18 protein-coding genes, 1 tRNA gene and 2 pseudogenes are annotated in these 22,421 nt (G+C 55.5%); 8 read left to right on the top strand and 13 right to left on the bottom strand.

Annotated elements, in window-relative coordinates:
- Positions 1-44: 44 nt before the first annotated feature.
- Together ACR0MQ_RS20520 and ACR0MQ_RS20515 are read right to left on the bottom strand one after the other, a co-directional pair.
- Positions 45-788 (bottom strand): ankyrin repeat domain-containing protein, encoded by a 744-nt coding sequence (locus tag ACR0MQ_RS20520; RefSeq protein ID WP_480610466.1) that lies wholly within the window; start codon positions 786-788, stop codon positions 45-47.
- A gap of 295 nt (positions 789-1,083) precedes the next feature.
- Positions 1,084-2,121, bottom strand: a complete 1,038-nt coding sequence (locus ACR0MQ_RS20515; RefSeq protein ID WP_480610463.1) for a hypothetical protein — start codon at positions 2,119-2,121, stop codon at positions 1,084-1,086.
- A 176-nt stretch (positions 2,122-2,297) separates the two neighbouring features.
- On the opposite strand from ACR0MQ_RS20515, the gene ACR0MQ_RS20510 reads away from it, so the two are divergent.
- Together ACR0MQ_RS20510 and ACR0MQ_RS20505 are read left to right on the top strand one after the other, a co-directional pair.
- Positions 2,298-2,759, top strand: a complete 462-nt coding sequence (locus tag ACR0MQ_RS20510; RefSeq protein ID WP_480610460.1) for a DUF5681 domain-containing protein — start codon at positions 2,298-2,300, stop codon at positions 2,757-2,759.
- Between the two features lie 166 nt (positions 2,760-2,925).
- Positions 2,926-3,225, top strand: coding sequence for a hypothetical protein (locus ACR0MQ_RS20505; RefSeq protein WP_480610457.1), 300 nt, complete (start codon positions 2,926-2,928; stop codon positions 3,223-3,225).
- A 269-nt stretch (positions 3,226-3,494) separates the two neighbouring features.
- On the opposite strand, the gene ACR0MQ_RS20500 is transcribed toward ACR0MQ_RS20505, so the two are convergent.
- From ACR0MQ_RS20500 to ACR0MQ_RS20480, 5 genes and pseudogenes are all read right to left on the bottom strand, one after another.
- Entirely contained in the window at positions 3,495-6,455 is a 2,961-nt protein-coding gene (locus ACR0MQ_RS20500; protein ID WP_480610454.1) for a type I restriction endonuclease subunit R, read from the bottom strand.
- Positions 6,452-7,633 (bottom strand): restriction endonuclease subunit S, encoded by a 1,182-nt coding sequence (locus tag ACR0MQ_RS20495; RefSeq protein ID WP_480610451.1) that lies wholly within the window; start codon positions 7,631-7,633, stop codon positions 6,452-6,454. Before ACR0MQ_RS20495 ends, ACR0MQ_RS20500 begins: the two co-directional genes overlap by 4 nt.
- A complete protein-coding gene (locus ACR0MQ_RS20490; RefSeq protein ID WP_480610448.1) occupies positions 7,626-9,134 on the bottom strand; it encodes a type I restriction-modification system subunit M in 1,509 nt (502 codons plus the stop codon). The genes ACR0MQ_RS20495 and ACR0MQ_RS20490 overlap by 8 nt, the downstream gene beginning before the upstream one ends.
- A gap of 469 nt (positions 9,135-9,603) precedes the next feature.
- A pseudogene (locus tag ACR0MQ_RS20485) lies at positions 9,604-11,100 on the bottom strand (type I restriction-modification system subunit M).
- Between the two features lie 437 nt (positions 11,101-11,537).
- Positions 11,538-11,611 (bottom strand) — tRNA-Cys (locus tag ACR0MQ_RS20480).
- Between the two features lie 225 nt (positions 11,612-11,836).
- On the opposite strand from ACR0MQ_RS20480, the gene ACR0MQ_RS20475 reads away from it, so the two are divergent.
- The 3 genes from ACR0MQ_RS20475 (at position 11,837) to ACR0MQ_RS20465 (ending at position 14,827) form a co-directional block, all read left to right on the top strand.
- The gene (locus ACR0MQ_RS20475; RefSeq protein ID WP_480610445.1) at positions 11,837-12,490 is read left to right on the top strand and encodes a protein-L-isoaspartate O-methyltransferase family protein; all 654 of its coding nucleotides are present in this window, start codon (positions 11,837-11,839) and stop codon (positions 12,488-12,490) included.
- A 95-nt stretch (positions 12,491-12,585) separates the two neighbouring features.
- Positions 12,586-14,004 carry a TolC family outer membrane protein gene (locus tag ACR0MQ_RS20470; protein ID WP_170770251.1) on the top strand — a complete coding sequence of 473 codons (1,419 nt, stop codon included), beginning with the start codon at positions 12,586-12,588 and terminating at the stop codon, positions 14,002-14,004.
- Positions 14,005-14,077: 73 nt separating this feature from the next.
- A complete protein-coding gene (locus tag ACR0MQ_RS20465; RefSeq protein WP_480610442.1) occupies positions 14,078-14,827 on the top strand; it encodes a hypothetical protein in 750 nt (249 codons plus the stop codon).
- A gap of 3 nt (positions 14,828-14,830) precedes the next feature.
- Here ACR0MQ_RS20465 and ACR0MQ_RS20460 read toward each other — a convergent pair whose 3' ends face one another.
- Positions 14,831-16,288 (bottom strand): cobyric acid synthase, encoded by a 1,458-nt coding sequence (locus ACR0MQ_RS20460; protein WP_480610438.1) that lies wholly within the window; start codon positions 16,286-16,288, stop codon positions 14,831-14,833.
- A gap of 60 nt (positions 16,289-16,348) precedes the next feature.
- Between ACR0MQ_RS20460 and ACR0MQ_RS20455 the strand changes: the two genes are divergently transcribed.
- Positions 16,349-16,918 (top strand): cobalamin biosynthesis protein CobQ, encoded by a 570-nt coding sequence (locus ACR0MQ_RS20455; protein WP_480610435.1) that lies wholly within the window; start codon positions 16,349-16,351, stop codon positions 16,916-16,918.
- Between the two features lie 64 nt (positions 16,919-16,982).
- Here ACR0MQ_RS20455 and ACR0MQ_RS20450 read toward each other — a convergent pair whose 3' ends face one another.
- A complete protein-coding gene (locus tag ACR0MQ_RS20450; protein ID WP_008757056.1) occupies positions 16,983-17,303 on the bottom strand; it encodes a DUF6280 family protein in 321 nt (106 codons plus the stop codon).
- 219 nt (positions 17,304-17,522) lie between these two features.
- Between ACR0MQ_RS20450 and efp the strand changes: the two genes are divergently transcribed.
- Positions 17,523-18,086 carry an elongation factor P gene (gene efp / locus ACR0MQ_RS20445; protein WP_010439041.1) on the top strand — a complete coding sequence of 188 codons (564 nt, stop codon included), beginning with the start codon at positions 17,523-17,525 and terminating at the stop codon, positions 18,084-18,086.
- Positions 18,087-18,120: 34 nt separating this feature from the next.
- On the opposite strand, the gene ACR0MQ_RS20440 is transcribed toward efp, so the two are convergent.
- On the bottom strand, positions 18,121-19,074 hold the full coding sequence (locus ACR0MQ_RS20440; protein ID WP_170770259.1) for an ABC transporter transmembrane domain-containing protein: 954 nt from the start codon (positions 19,072-19,074) through the stop codon (positions 18,121-18,123).
- Positions 19,075-19,164: 90 nt separating this feature from the next.
- A complete protein-coding gene (ygfZ, locus tag ACR0MQ_RS20435) occupies positions 19,165-19,902 on the bottom strand; it encodes a CAF17-like 4Fe-4S cluster assembly/insertion protein YgfZ (protein WP_170770261.1) in 738 nt (245 codons plus the stop codon).
- A gap of 73 nt (positions 19,903-19,975) precedes the next feature.
- Here ygfZ and ACR0MQ_RS20430 point away from each other — a divergent pair, with 73 nt between their 5' ends.
- Positions 19,976-20,650, top strand: a complete 675-nt coding sequence (locus tag ACR0MQ_RS20430; protein ID WP_029621734.1) for a TIGR04283 family arsenosugar biosynthesis glycosyltransferase — start codon at positions 19,976-19,978, stop codon at positions 20,648-20,650.
- Positions 20,651-20,657: 7 nt separating this feature from the next.
- On the opposite strand, the pseudogene ACR0MQ_RS20425 reads toward ACR0MQ_RS20430, so the two are convergent.
- Both ACR0MQ_RS20425 and ACR0MQ_RS20420 read right to left on the bottom strand, forming a co-directional pair.
- Positions 20,658-21,413: pseudogene (locus tag ACR0MQ_RS20425) on the bottom strand (hypothetical protein); the annotation flags it as partial.
- An 81-nt stretch (positions 21,414-21,494) separates the two neighbouring features.
- Positions 21,495-22,364 (bottom strand): MurR/RpiR family transcriptional regulator, encoded by an 870-nt coding sequence (locus tag ACR0MQ_RS20420; RefSeq protein WP_029621737.1) that lies wholly within the window; start codon positions 22,362-22,364, stop codon positions 21,495-21,497.
- Positions 22,365-22,421 lie beyond the last annotated feature (57 nt).

Genomic DNA, 22,421 nt, shown 5'->3' with positions numbered 1-22,421 from the left:
ACAACCAGATGTCTTGAGACGTAAGCTAAGTTTTTGACTTAGAGTTATCGTTTCTTATTGGCATAGTCTTTGAACAAGTTGTTCACTCGGTTTCCTCTAAAGGCTTTCGCTTCGTCACTGGGGCTAACGCCTTGTAAGTCCTTTATCGTTGGATCGCCTCCCGCCGCTAGCAGCATTTCTATAACTTCCATTCGAGCACTGCGGGCGGCTTGATGGAGTGGGGTTCTGCCGTCTTCATTTTGTATGTTCGGATCGGCACCGCTCATGAGCAGTTTTCTTACAAATACCTGTGAGAGCCTGTGTCTTTCCTCTGTGTCGAGATCTACTGGCATAAAAAATAATGCTTCTACGGCTTCGTTAAGTGCTTGCCCGCCGGATAAATTCGGATCGGCTCCAAATTTTAGCAGAATGTCCATGGCTGCTTCATGACCAAGCACAACGGTCCAAACCAACAAAGTATCACCTCGTTCGTCCAGAGTATTTGGGTCAGCGCCTGCTTCAAGCAATGCACTCATACGATCCAACCATATCTCGCAATTTTCCATGAGGTAGATGCAAGCAAGTGCGTAGACAAAAATTGGAGTTGACCGACCAGGGCCAAAAGCTCCACCGTCTGGCCAACACATCTCGTTGGGATCGGCACCAGAGGCCACTAAGCTGGTAATTTCATCGGGCGTGGCCGAAGCGACGAATTCCTGGTCACAAAGTAGGTTCCTGGTTTCACCTATTGAAGGCTGTGATAGCAACGGAACTACAAAAAAAAATACAAAGGCACCTGACAATTTCATAACCCGTTCCTCTTCTGCCCACATGGTTTCTAGGCGCGCAAAACGAAAGACTCATTGAAACAGATCAAGAATAGCGAGAAGAATGATAGTGCGCCAATTGCGGAGCCTTGCTTGGTCAAATAAGAGTTAGGGCAGTCGCTTATACGCCCGAGGTGGTGCCGTTCTAGGTTCTTGATTTACGTTACAAAAATAGCTGTGCCTAAATTGCCAATAGAAAAGAGGTTGAATTGCGGGAATAGCCGTAATCTGCCTTGTGGATAGTGGATTGAAAGCCGAACTGTCTCAAGAACGTCAGTTACGGCCAGTCTAATACTGCTTTCAAGTTGAATGGATATCTTTGGCCGACACTGCGATTTCCAAATACTCCTCCTCGACTTAGCTGAACGATACGGCGGCAGCATATTACTCTTCCGATGGAATAGTCGAAGCCAAAATAGTTCTCTGCCCCAAGAAACCAACTCGAGCCTTCTATTAAGTGAAGCTGGTTTTGAATAATAATGACCTCTTCAACGGGTATATAGGCGCCTTCCTCCGAATGATGCCACACGACAATCTTTAGTTCGCGAAAATCCAAGTGTAAGGCTTGTTCCGCCCACTCAGAAATCAAGTTTGCATCGAGACCGTTAGCGAGATACTTATTCGAAAGGTCGCCAAATATGTTGTCCAGAAGAACGAACTCATCGTGGTACTTCTTAACAAGATGCTCCTGAAGGTAAGCCTTTTGGGAAGTGGAAATTGTGTCGCGAATTGAGTTGTGTCCAATAACTAGTAGAAGCATTAGTGCACTCGAAAGCAAGTTTACCATAAAAACAGTCCAGAGGACGCGGCCCGTTACGTCGTTTATCTTGGTTAGGCCTTTGAGTATTGGAGTTTCAACGGCGGTGTTAATTGCCGCCGATACAAGAACGAAGCCAATAAGAGAGCCAACAAAAAAGATAATAAACGAGAATTCGTCCGCTCCAAGGAAGGTTTTCTGTATTCCAAAGGACTCAAGCCGCTCTGAAAGCGTAAGGCCAATGAAGAACCCCACAAATGAAGACATCAAATTTGCCGCGAGAACGGTGGGGATTGCCACCATCCAAGAAAGGCCAAACCACCAACGAAAAACAACGGTTTCCAGTAATATTGGAAAGATAGTGATCCATGGAAACGCCGCAGACAAGGGCAGTATTTCCCCAATTCCTCCATAGGCGAAGGCGGGGAACGGGATATACGCAGCGCAGAATACAAGCGCAGCGCATATGGTTGGTTGAGTGTAAATTCGCGACATTCTTTGAATGATGTCGGGCCGTTCGAATACGGCAATGATATCGATCAATGCGTGAGCGCGCACTCATATTTTTGCTTTGAGTAACGGCAGACCTTTATCGAGTTGCACTGGATGGCAGCTTTGCAAACAAAAGGCATCAAGATAGGTTTTGGTCACCCTGTGTTCCTAAATTTGAACTCAAGTTCAATTTTAGGTAAGCTTAGCTGACCTATATTGAGTTCGTGGCGGATGTGAACAAAGTGACTGAAAATACAGATCCAAAACAGGCGAATCCCCAGAAGAGCGGAAAGTTTTCAAAGGGCAAGAGTGGCAATCCCAAAGGTCGGCCCAAAGGTGCGCGTAACAAGGCCACACTGGCGGCGGAGGCGTTGATGGATGGTGATGCTAGCGCGATTACAAAGAAAACCATCGAGTTGGCAAAGGCGGGTGACATGACCGCCATACGACTTTGTCTCGAGCGCATTCTCCCACCCCGGAAATGCCGTCCTCTTCAGGTGGCGATGCCGAAGATCGAGCAACCGGAAGACATTCTGAAGGCCGTTAATACGGTCATTTCTGCGGTGGCATCTGGAAAGATCACGACGGACGAAGCAGACGCTCTTCTGCGCACTGTCGAGGCGGCCAGGAAAGCAATTGAGACGGAGGAGCTAGATCGGGAACTGGACGTGATGCAGAAACGCTTGGAGTTGATCGGTGCCTGAAACGCCTAAGGCCCGCTTAGCAAGACTGAGGAAGCGGCTAGCAATCCCGCGAGAACACTACCTCGCCGCGGTCGACCGCCAAGAGCGCAGGGCCTGGGCACACCAGACTGACCCGCGAAGGACTTTTGAACTGCTGACGCGAATTAAGGAAATCAAGAATAAATACTTGCTCGCGGTCGACAAGGCTCCCGAGCCATTGCCTGAACCTGAGACGGTAGAAACACCCGCTCCAGAGGCGTTTGATGCCGAGGAAGAAATGAGGCGCGACGACGCTGTCATCGAGGCATATCTCTTGGATACGCCCGATGAGCACCGCCGACCAAACGCACGCGGACAAACGCATAAAGAGCTTCTCAGTTCCTGGCGCGTGAGCCCCGAAGGCAAGCGATGGCAAGAGAACTATGCGCGCGACCTTAGACCCAAGATCATAGAAATCCGCGATCGCATTTTGGCCGAGGAGTCTTAACGCAAGTTGTGACGCGCAATCAATTTGAAGTGCTTGCGGCCTGCAAGACCTCGTAGGCCATGGCTCAGCGCTGTTGTGTTGAGGAAATTGAAGTGGGTCGTTGTGAACCAAGCTGAAATAGCTCGCAACGCTTACCCCAACCCCTAAAAGGGAACCCGCGGAACTTTCGGATCCAACGTTAGCTTGGTAATGTCGGCGCTGTAAAACTCAATATTCATTACTGTTGCCGCAATCGCGCGAACCAGTGTGATTTTGCCAGCCAGCAGTGCTCAGTAATACTCTCGGATGTAGCCGTAAGCGCGCTCGAACAGCTCCGCGTCCTGGTGGAGCTTGTACTTAAATAGAGTATGCCGAAGAGCCTTCTTCACCTCACGTTCCCCTGCATGCGTGGCCTGCCAGCCATCGAAGCGCACCGCGCAGACGATCTCGTCGATGTCGTCCACGACGCGTTTGACCATGATCGGCGTCTCTCCGTTTTTCGCCTCCTCGAAAAGTTCCGTAAGGGCGGCCTTGCCGCGGTCGATGTCCTCTTCGACCGGTGTCTCTCGCTCCATCTTTACGAAGTCCTTGGCGAGCGCGAGCAGCTCTTTCAGAAAGTCGATACTGATCAGCAGGCCCTGCTGGTGCCGGTTCTTCAGGTCTTCCAGACGCTCGGCCAGCGCTTTGTAGTTCGGGTCCCCGGCGTGCTTTCTTAACCGGCCTGTCAGCTTGACTGAGATCTCCTTGGCTTTCTTCTCAGGGTCCGGGTTGCCAAGAACGGCCTCGAGCAGTTCTGCATCCATCACTAGCGTGTCGAGATCGTCCCGCACTGCATCGACGTGGACGTTCTCGTGGATCAACTCGATAGTCTTTGCGCCGAGCCGGTGCCATAATAATCGACCCGTGCCGGTAGACGGTTTGAGCGACTCGTAGACCTGCGCCAGCCAGCGATAGTCCTTCTCATGGAGCCTCAACACTGGGTCCGGCGAGAGCGCCTCCCAGATGCGGCTCAGCACGCTGAAGTCCGATGCGAAGGCGTCACGGCGCTCGTCATTCGGCAAGCAGTCCTGTGCTGCAATGAGCCCCTCATAACCGATGAGGGTGCGGTCTACGCCGGCAAAGTACTCGAGGCACTTCTGGATCGCGGACGGAAGCATCGCGGCCAGTTCGGAGATGTTGGAGACGGCCTTTTGGACGCCCTTCTCATCGAACTTCAATGCCTGTGCGACGTCGTCGAAGATCCCGAGGTAGTCGACGATCAAACCGTGCGTCTTCTGCTCGCTATAAGGGCGGTTCGTCCGACAGATCGCCTGTAGCAGCGTGTGGTCGCGCAGCGGCTTGTCCAGGTACATCGTCTGCAGGATCGGCGCGTCGAAGCCGGTCAGCAGCTTCGATGTGACGATGATGATCTTAAGCGGGTCCTTTGGGTCCCGGAAGCGGTCGAGCAGCTTTTCCTCGGCATCCCGGTCGCGCTTGTAGTCTGCGTATTCAGGCTCACCGCTATTCACCGATATGACGATATCGGAGGTCTCCGGCGGCAGGTGCTTGTCGAGTTCGTTCTTGAAAAGGAGGCAGCTCTCACGGTCGAAGGTAACCAACTGCGCGCCGAAACCGTTCGGCTGCACCTTCGCCTGGAAGTGTTGCGCGATGTCGGCACAGATCGCGCTAATGCGCTCGGGCGCCTTCACAAGGATCGACATTTTCGCGGCGGCACGGCCGAGTTTGTCCCTGTCCTCGTCCGTGAGGCCCTCGGTCAGCTCGGCATAGGCCGCCTCGATCGCCTGCTGGTCGATGTGCAGGTCCACCAAGCGCGGCTCGAAATGCAGCTCCTTGGTGGCACCGTCGCGGATCGAGTCGTTGAGCCCGTAGCGGCTCATGTAGCCGTTCTCGTCGATCTCCGAACCAAAGGCATAGAAGGTATTGCGGTTGGCGCGGTTGATTGGCGTGCCGGTCAGGCCGAACAGGAACGCGTTCGGCAACGCCTCGCGCATCTTGCGGCCGAGGTCGCCTTCCTGCGTCCGGTGCGCCTCGTCGACCATGACGATGATGTTGTCGCGGTCGTTCAGTACGCCGTCCGCCTCGGCGAACTTGTGGATAGTAGTGATGACAACCTTGCGCACGTCCTTGGCCAGCAGGTCGGACAGCTCCTTGCGGCTGTCGGTGCGCACCAGATTAGCCATGTCGGCGGCATAGAAGGTGCCGGCGATCTGACTGTCGAGGTCGATGCGGTCGACCACTACCAGCACCGTCGGGTTTTTCAGCGCCGGGTGCAGACGCAGCTTCTTTGAAGCAAAAAGCATCAGCAGCGACTTACCGGAGCCCTGGAAGTGCCAGATCAGCCCCTTGCGCACCTGACCGGCGACGACGCGCTCGACGATCTTGTTGACGCCTTCGACCTGCTGATAGCGGGCGATGATCTTGATGCGCTGCTTGCCCTTTTGCGTGGCGAAGGCGGTGAAGTTGGCGAGCAGGTCCAGAACCATCGCGGGGCGCAGCATGTCGGTGACTGCTTTTTCGACCTCGCCCATGGATTGCAGCGCATCCTCATCCGTCCGCCAAGGGCCCCAAAGATCGACGGGCATGCGGACGGAGCCGTAGCGGTACTCCTTCCCCTCGGTGGCGACCGAGAAGACGTTCGGCACGAACAGTTCCGGCACGTTCTGCTCGTAATCGTCATGGACCTGGAGCGCTGCATCGAGCCAGCTTTGGCTGGAACGAACAGGCGTCTTGGCCTCGATCAGGACAAGCGGTAGGCCGTTGACCAGCAGCACCAGATCGGCGCGCTTTTCGGTCTTGCCCGCACGGAAGGTGAACTGCTGGGTGACGACAAAGCTGTTCCGCTCGATGTCGTCGAAATCGATCAGGCGGATGGTGACATGTTCGCCATTCGCGCCAAAGGGCATGGAGCGTTCGCCGAGCATCCAGGCACCGAATTCCTCGTTGGCCTTCACCAGACCGTCGGAACGCGCGCTCATGACGATGGCGCGCAGACGGTAGAGCACGTCGTCCACGCGGCCCGGATTGGCGGCGATGTCGGGGTTCAGGCGGATCAGGGCATCGCGCAGATAGGGCTCGACCAGCGCCTCCTGCGACTGTCGCGGCAGATCGGCGGGGCCGACGAAATGCCAGCCGAGGCCGGAGATCGCGCCACCCTGTCGGGCGAGGCCGGGTGTGACTGTGGCCGGGCTGGTTGTCCCGGAGAGACGGTCGCGGACGAAGGCTTCGACGGTGTTGGCTTCGTTGAAGGTCATACGCCAATAGTCTCCTCGCCTAGAACCCGAGACGCGAGGCCTTTCAAGATGCGGCGCCTATTCTCAATATTTCGCCTTTGTATTTCCAGAACATCGAACCTTTCACACCAAACTTCTTGATCTTCCAAAGGCGGAACCGGGATTTCGAGAGCGCCAAGTGCATTGAGGTTCAAGGTTTTTCGGGCTGACTCGAATGCGGCGTTGACCAGTCTCTCTTGAAAATCAGGCGACCTAAGAACGTATGCGAGAAACTTAGCGCTCATATTCTCGCTGGGTCTAATTCGTGCAATTGCTCTCGCAATATTGGACCCATCGTCCCCGTCTGTTGCGACATAAACGCGCCCGATTGTTCCAACGATTGAAACCAGAACGTCCCCGCTCGCCACTCGCGAACGACGGTAGTCGGCATGGATTTCTGGAGAGATCCTCTTCAATTCTGACCGATCAATTTCGTCATTTTCGATGTCGCAGACCCTGATAAGGGGAATGCCATCCGGCGCGTTATCGCCCGGCTGAACGACGCCATAGCAAAGCGGCGCTTCCGGCGAGCAAACCTCCGAAATCGTCGCTGATGGCTCGTCTTCCAATTGATTGACCATCTCGTTGAGCAGCGAAAGAAAAAGCTTTCGCGCGGTTTCACCCGCCTGAAGAGTCGCTTCTGCTGCGTCCGCAACAGACTTCAACACTTCCACCAGCCGCGCCTGCTCTTGGATAGGAGGTAACGAAAATTCAAAACAGGCGACGTCTGAGAAGTTTATATAAGGGTTCACAGAGCCCTTTGATCGAGCGATGGAGTGGGCATGAAACTCTGCCGTCTGCATGATGAACGGCAACAGTTCCGGCATCAACACGTTGGGATCCTTGGTTTCGAGCACGTAAGTCGTGTTCGCCGTGATCCCCTCGAAATCCGCCAGCGCCACCTTGCGCAGGTAAGTCCGGCGCGAACCGTAGAGCACGTGCCCGGGCTTGAAGCGCATGTGGAACGCTGGCCCCAGATAGTCGTCTCCGATCAGCCCCCACCGGCGGATGCGGAGATCGTCGGTATCCATATGATCACCGGCAACATATCGGTCCAGTCCGGACTCCCATGGATCGACCTTGTCGCTGACCTTGCGCACCACATCGCCAAACGCCACGCGAGTCCAACCAGCCTTGTTCGAGATCACCTGCTCAAGCATCGGCGTCCTCCGCCGGTTCTAATCCATCGAGCATATCAACCAGCGCATCCATGCCGGTCCAGAAGCCGCGCCCCTCAGCATCGAAGATGTCCCAGGCGGCGGTCAGGGTCACGGCCTCGCCCACCGGCACCTCTGGCTTGGGTTTCTTCACATAGCGGGCGATGGACAAGTTGCCCTCGGCCGCCAGCACATCGGCGGTGGGGACAACGCTGGCAAACCCCGGCGCATCAGTGAAATCCTGATAGGCCGCAAGAATGCGCGCCTGATCCTGTGGCCGCAGAAAGCTCTGCGCCCGTTCGCGCGCGATCTCGGCCACCGCGTCGATGAACAGGATGCGCCCTTGCCGGTCGGCTGGTTTCTTGCTGCGGCAGAGGATGACGCAGGCCTCCATCGGCGAGTTGTAGAACAACCCCGGCCCGAGCCCGAGCACGCATTCCACCAGATCGGCCTCGATCAGCTTGCGCCGCATCTCGGCCTCTTCATTGCGGAAGAGCACGCCATGCGGGAACAGGATCGCGCAGCGCCCAGTCTCGGGGTCCATGCTGTTGAGGATGTGCTGGAAGAAGGCATAGTCCGCGCGCCCCTGCGGCGGGGTGCCGAGGAAGTTGCGCCCCCAGACATCCTTCTCCCACGCGCCGCGGTTCCATTTCTTGATGGAGTACGGCGGATTCGCGAGGACCACGTCGAAGGTGCGCAGCGCGTCCCCTTCGGCGAAGGCCGGGTTGGCGAGCGTGTTGCCGCTGGCGATGTGGAAGTCCGACACGCCATGGATCACGAGGTTCATCCGCGCAATGGCGGCGGTGATGGTGATCAGCTCCTGCCCGTAAAGGCCCATAGTCCGCGTGTCGCCACCGCGCCGTTTTGCTTCCGCAAGGCACGAGATCAGCATGCCACCAGTGCCGCAGGTCGGATCATAAATGCTCTCGCCCGGCTGCGGTTCCAGCATCTGCGCCATGAGATGCACCAGCGTGCGGTTGGTGTAGAACTCCTGCGCGGTGTGACCGCTGTCGTCGGCGAATTTCTTGATGAGGTATTCGTAGCCGTTGCCAAGTTCGTCCTCGGGCACGGCGGCGAGCGTGAGGTCGTGCTTCGAGAAGTGCTCGATCAGGTTCTTGAGCGTGGCGTCCGGCATCTGGCCCTTGTCGGTCCAGTTGGCGTTCCCGAAAACGCCCTGCAGGCGCTCCGGGTTGGCGGCCTCGATAGCCAGGAAGGCCGAGAGCATGGCCCGCCCGACGTCCTTTGGCGCGCTGCGCACATCTTTCCAATGCGCGCCTTCGGGGATGACAAAGCGGTCATTGGCCGTGGCGGTGGCGTAGCCTTCGTCGTCGGTTTCGTCGAGCGCGTCCTGATAATCCTCATCCCAGACGTCGGAGAGGCGTTTGAAGAACATCAGCGGGAAGATGTACTGCTTGTAGTCGCTGGCATCGACGAGGCCACGGAGCAGTGTCGCCGCGCCCCAGAGATAGCTTTCAAGTTCGCGCTGGGAGAGGTGTTCGGTCATGGGGTCAGCACCAAGTCCTTTCTGCGAACAGGCAATCGCGTATACAGATCGACACCGTTTTGGGCTGAGAAGTTGACTACGGCACTCGACGCATCCAGTAAACAGTCTCGCCGCGTCTGTGCGTAATGTACGCCAGTGGTCGCGCTTATGCCGTGTATCAATTTGTGGCGCAGCGGGAACGCTTGATCTCTTAGAAAAGCCCAATCTGGAACCAGATCTGGCAAAGATTTCCCAAACCTTGGTTTCACTTGCCGATTCCAGGCTTTCTTATATGCAGTTAGTCCGGAACAGTATCTCAGCTCCTGCTGCCGTATTGTTGTGTTTTTCTGGTAACCCAACGCAATGATCGCTCTGCGGAGGGTCCATTCGAAATCCATTGTTGCCAGAAGCACCCCGATGAAGACGTCATTACTATCGAATGAGCGAATTCTCTTTTGTCGTTCCACAAATGTGTCCGAAGTCAAGAACATCAGAGCCAACCTCCCTCAGTCAGCACCTTGCGCAAGTGTTCCTCGGACGTTCGCGCGTCGGCAAGGGCGGTCTTAAAGGCCTCGACGGCCTCGGGGAGTGGAGGGATGTCCTCGCCGATGGGCGGTAGAACGTAACGGGAGATGTTGAGTGTCCAGCCTTCCTTCTTGATTTCATCAATGGTAGCGACCTTGGCGCGATCTTCGACATCCTCGAAGGCGCGATACCAGTCGACGATCTGGTTGCTATGCTCCTGGTCCAAGAAGTTCTGTGCGCGGCCTTTGCGGAACAGGCTCGACGCGTCGATAATCAGGACCTTGTTCTTGCGCTCGGCTTGCTTTTTGCGCCGGAGCACGACCACGCAGCCGGCCAGCTGAGTGCCGTAAAACAAGTTCGGAGCGAGGCCGATGACGGCCTCGATCATGTCGTTCTCGAGCAGCGCTTGACGGATGGTCCCCTCGGCCGACTTCCGGAATAGGGCTCCCTGCGGCAGGACAACGGCCATCCGGCTGTTCCCGGCTGGCGCCATGGATGCGATCATGTGCTGAACGAAAGCATAGTCGCCGTAGCTTTCTGGCGGAATGCCGTATTGGGCTCGGCCCCACGGATCAGCCTCCCAAAGCTCGCGACCCCATTCCTTCAGCGAGAACGGGGGGTTCGCGATAACGCAGTCGAAGGTGGCGATGCCGCTCGTGCTCGAGTCGGTGAAGGCGGGACTGCGGAGCGTGTCCTCGCGGGCGATGTGGAAATCCTCAATCCCGTGCAAGACTAGGTTCATGCGCGCGATAGCGGAGGTGGTGAGGTTCTTCTCTTGGCCGTAAATCTTACCGTAGAAGGTTCTCGGGTCGCCGCCATTGCGCATGACGTGCTCGATCGCGCCCAGCAGCATGCCACCTGTTCCGCAGGCGGGGTCGTAGATGCTCTCACCTTCCTGGGGTTCTAGAATCTATACCATCATCCGCACGACGCTGCGCGGAGTGTAGAATTCGCCGGCCTTGTTGCGACGGGTCACGTCGGCGAACTTGCCGATCAGGTATTCATAAGCATCGCCGAGGACATCCGTACTCACTTCCTTGTTGCCGAGCCCAACATCGGAAAAGCCCTCAATCAAGTCTTTGAGCAGCTCGTCCGAGAACTTCTCCTTGTTGCCCCAGTCGGCGGTGCCGAAAACGCGGAATAGCGTGTCGGGGTTGGCCCGCTCGATCTCCTGCATCACGCGATGAAGCGCGGCCCCGACATTCGTCGCCGTTTCACGAACATCGTTCCAGTGACACCCTTCGGGGACGACAAAGCGGTGTATTTCTGGGAACAGCGAAGGATCGGCCTCGCCGTAAATCTCCTGTGCTTCGGCTGTCTCCTCATCCCAAACGTCAGAAATGCGCTTGAAGAAAAGGAGCGGAAGAATGTAGCCTTTCCAATCAGTTCTATCGACGGCCGAACCTCTAAGCGTATTAGCTGCATCCCATAGGGAGGATTTCAAATCTGGTGCCTTATTCATCATTTCGGCAACGTATGACGATATTCGGAGATTCTACAATGCCAAGACATCTGCAGGCAGAACATCGCAGGTCCCTGTAGCTGACCGCAAGTTAAGCAGTGATCAACAAATGCGGGCCAGCTTCTAGGTCGCTGGCTTGATCAACACTTCAAAAAGAGCAGGCAATGACAAACGCCAAAACAATTCGCCTTCTTGACATCGATCTCGATGCCTTTCAGAGCGACACAGAGCATTTTAGGTCGGGTGCGCCGCGCATCTCTGAGTTAAATTTACTTCTCGTCTTATCCGTCTTGTCTCCTGTCATTTAGGAGTTGAAGGTCCGACAAAACCGCCCGGTTCAACCAGTTTTTTAATGAAAATCTAGAACCGGGCCCCATAGCGGCCCCATCGTTACTTCAACTTGGACCGAAACATTGTGGTAACTGCTTGAAATGAAATGGAGGCGAGTACCGGAATCGAACCGGTGTACACGGATTTGCAATCCGCTGCGTCACCACTCCGCCAACTCGCCTTTTCAAGCAATATCAAATACTTGCTGTGGTATGGTCGGCGTTCTAACAGCTTTCTGAGTGAACGTCCAGAGCTTTGAGCGCGATTGTTTCAGCTCTTGTACTAAATTCCGAAGCGCTCTGATAAGATCATTTTGCCGCGCCCGAATTTGCCGCCTGAGCCGTTGCTGCTGGCAGACGGATGTGGCACAAGCCAATAAGCAGAATGACAAGGATTGAGCGATCAAATGACAGATTTCGCAGCCCGGCGTCTTACGATGGTTGATACTCAAGTCAGGCCGTCGGATGTGACAAAATTCCCGATCATTGATGCGATGCAGTCAGTGGCACGTGAAAATTTCGTGCCGGATTCGCAGCGCGAGGCAGCCTATGTCGGCGATCTGATTGAATTGGGAGGCGGGCGTTGCCTACTGGAGCCCAGAACTTTGGCCAAGATGTTGGATGTAGTGAATATTTCCAACGATGAAGTGGTTTTGGATATTGCACCTGGATTGGGCTATTCGACTGCGATAGTGGCGCAAATGGCTGAGTTGGTCGTGGCTGTGGAATCCGAAGACGATTTGGCGGCAGAAGCGCAGACACTTCTGATGGAAGCCGATGCAGATAATGCAATTGTTCACACAGGTCCTCTCGAAATGGGGGCCGTTGAGCATGGCCCTTATGATGTAATCTTGGTTCAGGGCGGTGTTGAGCAGTTGCCCGCCACGCTGCTGGATCAGCTCAAGGATGGTGGACGGATCGTCTGCCTGTTCATGGAGGGCAGTCTTGGGACTGTGCGGGTAGGTATTAAGGCTGCAGGCCGGATTTCGTGGCGCTATGCGTTTAATGCCAGCGCTCCGGTTTTGCCCGCGTTTTGCGCTGAGTGTGCATTTTCGCTATAGTTGGCAATAGAAGTATTTTGATGCCTTGATTACTTGAAAACACCAGCGCAAACTGCTCCGGTGGTTGCGTAATTTCGATTTGAGAGGATTTGGTAATGCGCGGGACGACGACAGGAAAGCTGCTCAAAGGTCTCACTTTGGCTGCTGGTATTGCGTTTAGTGCAATACCCGGACGGTCAGTTTGGGCTGACAATCTGACAGATGCGTTTATCGGTGCGTATAATACCAGCGGTCTGCTCGAACAGAACCGTGCGTTGCTGCGGGCAGCGGATGAAGACGTCGCAATTGCGCTGTCTGCATTACGTCCCATCATCAATTGGACAGTGCGTGTTAGCAGCGACTACACGCGGACCAGTACAAGCGGCCTAATCAATACGAACGAACCCTCCAGTTTTTTCTCGGGCCTTACGCTTAGCCAGTTGATCTATGACGGCGGCGCTTCGGTTCTGGGCAAGCAATCGGCGCAGGAAACCGTTCTTTCCACGCGTCAGTCTTTGATCGATATCGAACAGCAAATCCTAAATCGTGCAGCGAATGCTTATTTAGGTGTATTGCTGCAGGAAGAAACTGTCGCGATCCGCCAAAACAACGTGGAAGTGTCGGCCGAGGAACTCCGTGCCTCGCAAGACCGTTTCGAGGTTGGTGAAGTGACACGTACTGACGTCGCGCTGTCCGAGGCACAGTTGGCCAGTTCGCAAGCGGATTTGGCCGTTGCCCGTGGTAATCTGAGCATTGCGCAGGCTGAATACGTAAATGCAGTTGGCAAAACGCCCGGAAGGACGGCTGGCCAGCCGAGGTTGCCAAATCTGCCGCGTTCGGAATCCGATGCTGTCAATCTGGCGCAGCGTAACCACCCGGCTATCCTTTCGGCGCAGCATCAGGTTCGCGCGCTGGATCTGATCGTACAGCAACAGCGAGCTAATCTTGGACCGAATGTCAGCTTGAATGCTGATGCAGGTATTACCGAGAGCTATGACAACGACGACTATATCAACGATGCAACGATCTCGTTGAATTTCAATCAACCGATCTATGCTGGCGGTGGTCTGGCGGCTGCAGTGCGTCGGGCGATGGCAACGCGTGACGCGTCTCGCGCGAATTTGCTGAATGTACAGAAAAACATCACGCAAGGAGTTGCGGATCGCTATGCAGCATTTCAGGCCGCTACGGCCAGCTTGCGGGCTTCGACCGAGCGTGTTCGCGCCTCGCAAGTTGCCTTTGACGGTATCCGCGAAGAAGCGACGCTAGGTGCGCGTACAACTTTGGATGTTCTGAACGCTCAGCAGGATTTGTTGGACGCACAGTTGGCTGAAGTTGCGTCTCGGACCGAGCGGTCTCGTGCTGCGTATGAGTTGCTGCAGGCGCAGGGTTTGTTGACGGCAGAACGATTGGGGCTGGCGGTGCAGATTTATGACCCGACCTTGTATTACAACCTCGTCAAAAAGGCGCCATCGCAGGTTAGCAAGCAAAGCCGCGATTTGGATCGGGTGCTCAAGGCATTGCGCCGGGATTAAACAGTATCGCTACCTGTTGTGGCGATGGTTTTGATTGGCTACAATCGAACCAAGGTTAGAGCGGTAGAAAAATATGTCGGATCGTGTTGTAAACGCCAATATTCAGGACGTTCTCTCGTCGGTTAAACGAATGGTCGACGAAGACGCCAGTGGCGAATCGGAATTTATCTTTGTCCCTTCGCCCCCGGCGTCCAAGCCTGGACGGTTGGTTTTGACCGACGCCCTGCGCGTCAGCGAGGAACCGCTGATTGCCAAGAAGCGGGCACCTCTGAATTTGATGCCTCATAACAACGCAGGCGATGAGGCAGAAAGACAGGCGGCGAATACGCCTGACAACCCAGACGAACCGATGCGTTTGCAGCCCAACGATGTTGTGCCTGCCAAAGATACAGAGGTCAGCACCGGAGAACCAAAGCGTGACCTTGCGGGGAGTTTGAGCGCAAAAATCGAAGCCTTGGAAGCCGCGATCGCCCGGACTGAAGATCAGTGGGAACCGGATGGTGAAAGCGACGATGAGTACTCTGGTACAAAGACAAAGGCTGTCGAGTGGCCAGTGGGCAAGGGATTTGCGCAGTCTAAGGTCGCACAACCTGACACAGAGCCCAAAACAGAGGCCGTGTTCATACGCGATCCTTCGGTAAAAGCGGATCTGACACCAAAGCCCACCGGTGCGGTGTTTGAGGAGCAGCAGTTGCGCGAGCTTGTTGCGCAGATCGTCCGAGAAGAGCTGCAAGGCGCATTGGGCGAGCGGATTACTAAGAACCTGCGCAAGATGGTTCGGCGCGAAATTGTGCGGGCGTTGGCCGCTGGGGATCGAGACTAATCCTCAGCCCCGATTTGGTGTCTGCGCCATCGAGAGAAGCAGGTCTAAATCCATGTGCCGCTCAAGATGGTCGGCAAGGTCGTCCAAAACCTGTTCGACGCCGTCTTCATAGGCGTTTTCTGATACAACGCCCAATTCGGACAGATAGTTTGCGCGAAACGCGTCTGATGTAAAAATCCCATGCAGATAGCTGCCGCGTATGCGACCGTTGGCGCTGGCAGCACCTTCTGGCCTCCCCCCGACCTGCAGCCACGCGCGAGCGCAATCCGGACCGTCGGTCCTACCCATATGGATTTCATAACCGCTGACGGGTTCCTTACCGGGTAGGGCGGTCGCTGATCGCAATGTAACCTGCTTTTCACCGGCCATGGTGGTGGTGACATCCAGCAGCCCCAAACCTTCGACGTGACCCGGGCGACCGTCTACGCCATCCGGATCCGCGATGGTTTTTCCCAGCATCTGATATCCGCCGCAAAGGCCCAGAACATGTCCTCCCCGACGGACATGGGCATACAAGTCTATGTCCCAGCCTTGCGCCCGGAAATAGGCCAGATCGCCAATCGTGGATTTGCTGCCGGGCAGCAACACCAGATCGGCATCGCCGGGCAGGGGGCGGCCGGCAGGAATGATCTCGACCGTCACACCGGGTTCTGCCGAAAGCGGGTCAAGATCATCAAAATTGGCCATCCGCTCTAGCTGAGGCACAACGATCTTGCACGCACCGCCCGCGTGAGAGCGAATGTCCATCATATCCTCGGCAGGCAGCTTCCATGCATCGTGAAACCAGGGCACCACGCCGATGCAGGGCCAACCGGTCCGGGCCGCGATGTCATCGCGACCATCGTCAAATAGGGACACGTCGCCTTTGAACCGATTTATGGCAAAGCCTCGGATCATCTCGAGATCCCTTGCGTCCAGGACTGCCTGTGTTCCAACGATTTGGGCGATCACTCCGCCACGATGGATATCGCCGACCAGAACAACCGGAACGTCAGCGGCACACGCAAATCCCATATTGGCAATATCACCCATGCGCAAATTGGTCTCAGCTGGGCTGCCTGCGCCCTCGATCAGCATCAAATCGGCATCGCTGCACAGCCGGCCGAAGCTTTCCAAAGCCGCACCCAGAAGCTTGGATTTATCTTTGCGATAGTCGCCCGCTTTCATTGTGCCTGCGCGCTTGCCCTGAAGGATGATTTGCGCGCCTGTGTCGGTTTCTGGTTTCAACAGGATCGGGTTCATGTCGGTATGCGTCGGCCGTTTCGCCGCCCGCGCCTGCAGGGCCTGCGCACGCCCGATTTCTCCACCGTTTTCAGTAACAGCGGCGTTGTTTGACATGTTCTGCGGTTTGAACGGAGCAACCCTCAGCCCGCGTCGGGTATATGCGCGTGCCAGTCCGGCCACCAAAACCGATTTTCCGACATTGCTACCGGTGCCTTGAATCATGATGGACCGCGCCATGGCCTGTCTCCTATGTTGACGCGCAGATGAACTGATTTAAGGGCAAAGGAAAAGCCCCCTATGAACACACCTGCGCATCTTTTGATCGGCGCCGCCACTTTTGCACTCCCAGCCCAAGGAGCCGCGCTATGGGCAGCGTTACTTGGATCGGTGTTGCCGGATTTATCGTTATATGTGATGGCAAGTGCCTCGCTGTATATTCTGAACATCCCGGCACAGGTTGTATTCGACCAGCTTTACTTTTCGCCAGCCTGGCAAACGGTGTTCTCCGTCGACAACTCGTTCTTTGTGTGGGGAACAGCGCTTGGCCTAGGGCTGTGGCTAGGTTGGCACCTATTGACCATAGGTGCGTCCGCAGGGCTGCTGCACTTGGTGATGGATTTCTTTTTGCACGCAGGAGATGGTCGGCCACAATTCTGGCCGCTCAGTTCTTGGGTCTTCGACAGTCCCATCAGCTATTGGGACAGCACGCATCAAGCCATGTGGGTCGCGCCCATATCCATGGCGGTGTGTTTGGCGGCCTATGCGGTGTTGTGGCAACGCGGCCTTTCGATAGGGGCTAAGCTCTTTTTTGCTGTTTTTCTTGCGGCCGAGCTCTGGGTTGTAAGGCAATGGATAATGTACTTTTAGTCTGGCCAAAGAAAAACGCGCCCCGTCGTCAGGGCGCGTTTTTTCAATCGGATGCGGGGTTCAATCAGGCCGCTTCGGCCTGCTGAGCCGCATTCCGGCGTTCGCTTTCTTCGCGTGACAGAGCCACCGAAGTCCGGACGCCGCGACCGACGAATTCCATCAATCCACCAACAACCCGCTCATTGGGGTCGATACCGGCGCAGGACAGTACTTCGCGACCATCGCGCGAACGGGCCCAGCGGGCAATTTGTTCTGGCCCATTGCCGTATTTCTTGTCGTCAGCGATGGCATCATCCAGAGCAGCCAGTACAACGGCTGCGAAAAGTTTGCGTGCACGATTGCCTTGTTCGTTATTGAAGGCAGTGCCGTCAACGAAATCTCTCATCTCGTTTTTCCTGTTTTTCTTGCTCTTGCAATTTTCGGCGTGACGGTCCTTATGACCTATTACATGCGATTCGGATACACCTAAATCGCATAACTACGTTGCGTCATTTGCATGGCTCGCTGCATGTGCAGCACTAGGTTTCGTTGTCTTGTCAGGTGTGGTCACGCCAGATATAGGGACAACAACTGACGCATCAACCGTTTGTGAAGGATTTAAGTCATGCCCAAGATAAATGGGAACGAAATTCGCCCCGGCAATGTGCTTGAGCATAACGATGGGCTGTGGGCGGCTGTTAAAGTGGATCACGTAAAGCCCGGTAAAGGCGGTGCTTTTGCACAGGTCGAACTGCGCAACCTGCGCAATGGCTCAAAACTGAACGAACGCTTTCGTTCTGCGGACAAGGTTGAGCGCGTACGGCTTGAGCAAAAAGATCAGCAGTTCCTGTACGAATCCGATGGCATGTTGGTGTTCATGGATTCTGAGACATACGAACAGATCGAGCTGCCGTCGGAATTGCTGGGTGAGCGCCGCCCGTTTCTGCAGGACGGCATGACCATTGTTGTCGAATTCTACGAGAGCGAGGCGTTGAATGCGACGCTGCCGCAAAAGGTGACCTGCAAGATTGTTGAGACCGAACCGGTCGTCAAAGGGCAAACCGCTGCAAACTCGTTCAAACCTGCAATCTTGGATAATGGCGTCAAGGTCATGGTTCCACCGTTTATTGGTCAGGATGAAATGATCATCGTGAATACAGAAACGATGGAATATTCCGAGCGCGCCTAAGCTTGTTCCAACCACATTCGAAAGACCGCATCCTTCAGGTGCGGTCTTTTTTGTTGCGCGGTCGCCGGTATCGCTCGGGGTCTGGACCGAACAGTTCAAGCATCAATTCGAACTTGATGCGATTGGCACTGACTTGGCGATAGAATGCGATTAGGAATGCGGTTGGACCTTGTATGCGTGTTAGCCCGCTGGTGGCAGCAACCACGGTGCCGACGTCCGTACGCCCCTGCAAAACCAGCCATCCGCCGAGCATCAAGATGCCAACCGTCCCGGCACCGTTGATGACGCTCAGCAAGAATTTGGCAGATAATTTCCAGATGAACATGCGACGGCGTGTTTCGTAAATGTCATCAAACAGTGCCTCGATATCTGTAGATACAGCCTCGATATCTTCGGTCGTCAAACGGTCGGTCGAATTGCGCAGGATACGGACCCGTTCGGCGACAAAGACGTTCACGCGCCGTTGCGAGACCAGAACAATAATGATTTGCGGAACGATCATCGAAAACGCGATCAGACCCAGGCCGGGTTGTGTGGATGAGATATAGCCAATCACACTGATCAACGTTCCGATCTGAACAACGGGGTCGGAAAAGGCGCCGCCTGCAAATTTACCAAGCTCTTCAGCCTCGGCAGAGACGGCAGTGCTCATGGTTCCTTTACGAAAGGATTCTCCGGTTTGGTTGAGGTCAGCTGCGCGCACCAACAGGCGTTGACGGATCATGCGGATCAGGTCCTCGCCCAAAGTGCCCGCCCGGTAGCCCAGCACCCATTTCAGGGCAAGGCTCAGCAAAATGACAGCCATCATGCCAGCGCCTAATGTCAACAATCGCTCAACCCCGACATCTGCCGAAGTCAGATGGTTGATGATGTCGCGCTGAAATTTCAGCGGAACTGCAGCTAGCGCTGCAACTGCCAATGACAGCAGGATAAGTATAACTTGCCGGCCCGCACTGGCCCGCCAGATTGCCCGATACAGCCGGAACATCTTTTACATCCCTCTTGCAGTTCCGGCGCCAGTGTTACCGCGCAGCGCGATGGGTTCCAGCGAAAACGTGGCGCGAGGCTATCCGTGGGGTTAGTCGGTCAAACGCACGATCGCATCGCCCGCCAGCATGTCCCCTTGGGCGCGGTCAAGGCGCAGATAGGCAATTGCTTTGCCATTGGATTGCGTAAACAAAGTTCCGGCGGGCTTTCCACCAGACTGTATCTCGGTTCCGATCGGTGCAGCGCCCGTAATTTCAACAACACGCAAGCCTTTGCGCAGTTCGGTTTTGTGCTTCATGCGCGCGGTGACTTCCTGGCCAACATAGCAACCTTTTTTGAAGTCGAGGCCATTCAGGGCTTCGAAACCGGCTTCAAGTATGTAGCTGTCTGGCGTTAGTTCGATATTTGTCTCTGGAATGCAATGACGGACGCGGATCGCATCCCAGTCTGTACCATCTTCGTCTTCCGGTGCCGAAGAATAGCCGCGCCAGCCAAGATCGGGATGCCTCGGATCGGGCAGGGCGCCTTCTGGTGCGGGGCCTGTGCCGCGCTGCAGATTGAGGTCGGTCGCTTCGATCGCAACATCAGCACGCAGCTTGTACATCGTCAGGCGCTTATTCAGCGCGTCGGCCAGATCCTCTGCCACGTCCAGCAGAATCGATGATCCGTCCCGTTTCAAAAAGAAATCAGCCAGATACTTGCCCTGCGGGGTCAGCAGGGCAGCGTAGACCAACCCCTCATTCATCCGCTGTACGTCATTTGTGATCAGCCCTTGCAGAAAGCTGTCAGTATCCTTGCCGGTCAGGCGCAGAATGCGGCGATTGGGCATGGGTTGATCCTCGTCATTTGGTCTGGCCTCGTGATATAGGAGAACGCGCCGCCATGACCAGAGGGTATCAGACGTGTCCGCCCCAATCAGCATCGTGATCCCGACATTGAATGCAGGGCAGGAGCTGCCAAGTACACTGCAATCGCTGATGGAAGGTCTGCAACAGGGACTGATCCGCGAGTTGATCGTCAGCGATGCTGGTTCGGATGATCACACGCTAGAGATCGCTGATGAGGCAGGGGCCAGGATCGTGTCAGGCGCCCCATCACGCGGCGGGCAATTGCGGAGGGGATGCGCTGAGGCCAAGGCTGACTGGTTGCTGATCCTGCACGCGGATACCGAGTTGCAACCGGGCTGGACCGCAGCGGTTGCAGAGCATCTGAACACAGGCCAACCTGCGGCCTTTCGTTTGCGGTTCCGCGCCAAGGGCGTGGCCCCACTCTGGGTTGCTGGCTGGGCGAATTTGCGCAGCCGCCTGTTCGGGTTGCCTTACGGCGATCAGGGACTGTTGGTCCAGCGCCAGACCTATCTGTCGGCGGGTGGGTATCCGGATCAGCCATTGATGGAAGATGTCGCCCTGGTTCGCGCCCTGCCGCGCTCGGTGCTGTTAAAAGCGAATGCGGTTACGAATGCGGAACGCTATATCCGTCAGGGCTGGTTTCGGCGGGGTGCGCGGAATCTCTGGACATTGGCGCGCTATTTTCTTGGGGCTGATCCGGCGAAGTTGGCAAAGGCGTATCGGGGATAAAGGCGGTGCGCAGTTCAACAATGGACTTGCCGAGGCGAAACGGGGCCGCAAAACTGACCAGACATAGGGCGATGATCTGTAAGACCAGAATATGCGCATTGGCCTGCAGATATTCCCATTCCTCCTTCAATTTGCCCACCTGATCAATCAGATCGTCATAGCTCTGGGCGAGGATCAGGTAGTCGCCTGCGATGGCAGGTACTTTGCGGCGCATGTTGTCAACTGCGGCTTGCGTGGTTTCATCCAGAGAGGTGAACACTAGAAACTGCTGGATATCAAAAGCATCGGCCTTAGCGGCCATATCGCGAGCCTCTTCCATCTCGTCCTTTGATGTCCGGCCAAACAGGAAATGCAGCCCTTGCAGCGGTGCAACTTCGTTTGTGACCGCAATAAAGAGCGGTAAATCGGCATTGCTGGCGGTCGAGGCAGACAAGAATTCCACCTTTTCACACAAAACGGCGGTATCGGGATCATATGCCGGGTCGCAAAACCGCAGTCGAAAGCGTGCTGCGTCGCGGTCGAAGGCCAGAGTTGCAGCATAAGCTACGTCAATTTGCCGATCCAATCGTGAGCTGTCTGATGTATAGAGCCCCGCCAGTACGGCGACCAATGCGCCGATCCCGCCCAAAACCACCCAGACAAGATCTGCCAGTTTCCAGGCTCGATGTCCCGCTGGCTTCCGGAATAAGAAGCCGGTTCCCAATAGGCCGATCAGAAACGAAAGAATAAGCAACGGTAGTTGATTGTCGGCAATAAATGTCATGTGTACAGAATGTACGGTCTGAGGTCGTTCAGACAATAGTGTTCACGCGCAGTTGTATCTCATGACACCACGAAAAAGGCGTCAGGATCCCGAGCTCTGACCGAATTTGCGGAACAGTTTGGTCCTGTCGAATGCCTGCTCAAGCTCTTCCGTACGTTCTTTCACGCTGTCCCACAGACGTTCTTGCATTTCGGCGATCACACATTCCAACAGTACCAGGATCGAGGCCATGGAATCCCACGCAGACGGAACCGCGATACGCGCTGCAAATGTGTGCTTTGCCAGCCGATGGATCGGCGAACGCCATTGATCCGTCAGCAGCACGACCTCGGCGCCTCGTTCATGGCAAAGCTGTCCGATCAGCAGCGTGGTGTTTTCGTACCGCCGCACATCCAAGGCCACCAACACGTCCCCTTCACGCACCTCAAGCAGATCATGGGTCCAGGAGGCCGCATCTGATAGCAGTTTCACGTCGGGCCGTATCATTTGCAGGTGCAGATATAGATACTGCGCCAGCGTCCCGGTAATGCGTCCTCCGGTTATGAAAATGCGTCGATCCGGATCGCACAATAGGCGGCAAAAGCTGTCGAATTCTTCCGGAGCCACCTCGTCGATTGAACGCCGTTGGTTGTCCAACGCCTGCCGGGAATAGCGGTTTAGGATATGTTCCTCTGGCAGATCATTTTGCCAGACATCCCGCTTGGCAACGGGACCCGAGATCATCTCTTTCACTTCGCTGCGGATAGCGGCCTGAAACTGAGGATAGCCGACAAATCCGGTTTTCTGCAGCATACGCGCGACTGTCGTGGTTGAAACCGAGGCGATGCTTGCAAGTTCCGTAATGCTGCCAAGACCTGCCATTGGATAATCATCCAGCAGCACATTCACCAATTGCCGCTCCGATGGGGTCATCGTTTCGCGATGGGCAAGGAGTCTTTCAGTTACGCGCACGGATTACATCCTCTTTGGTTATCCACCATCTAATGTGCAATATTTGACATCTGAAAC

This window comes from Ruegeria sp. AN6 (assembly GCF_056540425.1).
This window is presented reverse-complemented; position numbering and strand designations above follow the sequence as displayed.

Excerpts from the sequence above, each read along its gene's own strand:
- ACR0MQ_RS20520 (WP_480610466.1), bottom strand. The coding sequence starts at position 788 with ATGAAATTGTCAGGTGCCTTTGTATTTTTTTTTGTAGTTCCGTTGCTA.
- ACR0MQ_RS20500 (WP_480610454.1), bottom strand. The coding sequence starts at position 6,455 with ATGACCTTCAACGAAGCCAACACCGTCGAAGCCTTCGTCCGCGACCGT.
- ACR0MQ_RS20495 (WP_480610451.1), bottom strand. The coding sequence starts at position 7,633 with ATGCTTGAGCAGGTGATCTCGAACAAGGCTGGTTGGACTCGCGTGGCG.
- ACR0MQ_RS20490 (WP_480610448.1), bottom strand. The coding sequence starts at position 9,134 with ATGACCGAACACCTCTCCCAGCGCGAACTTGAAAGCTATCTCTGGGGC.
- ACR0MQ_RS20475 (WP_480610445.1), top strand. The coding sequence starts at position 11,837 with ATGACAGATTTCGCAGCCCGGCGTCTTACGATGGTTGATACTCAAGTC.
- ACR0MQ_RS20470 (WP_170770251.1), top strand. The coding sequence starts at position 12,586 with ATGCGCGGGACGACGACAGGAAAGCTGCTCAAAGGTCTCACTTTGGCT.
- ACR0MQ_RS20465 (WP_480610442.1), top strand. The coding sequence starts at position 14,078 with ATGTCGGATCGTGTTGTAAACGCCAATATTCAGGACGTTCTCTCGTCG.
- ACR0MQ_RS20460 (WP_480610438.1), bottom strand. The coding sequence starts at position 16,288 with ATGGCGCGGTCCATCATGATTCAAGGCACCGGTAGCAATGTCGGAAAA.
- ACR0MQ_RS20455 (WP_480610435.1), top strand. The coding sequence starts at position 16,349 with ATGAACACACCTGCGCATCTTTTGATCGGCGCCGCCACTTTTGCACTC.
- ACR0MQ_RS20450 (WP_008757056.1), bottom strand. The coding sequence starts at position 17,303 with ATGAGAGATTTCGTTGACGGCACTGCCTTCAATAACGAACAAGGCAAT.
- efp (WP_010439041.1), top strand. The coding sequence starts at position 17,523 with ATGCCCAAGATAAATGGGAACGAAATTCGCCCCGGCAATGTGCTTGAG.
- ACR0MQ_RS20440 (WP_170770259.1), bottom strand. The coding sequence starts at position 19,074 with ATGTTCCGGCTGTATCGGGCAATCTGGCGGGCCAGTGCGGGCCGGCAA.
- ygfZ (WP_170770261.1), bottom strand. The coding sequence starts at position 19,902 with ATGCCCAATCGCCGCATTCTGCGCCTGACCGGCAAGGATACTGACAGC.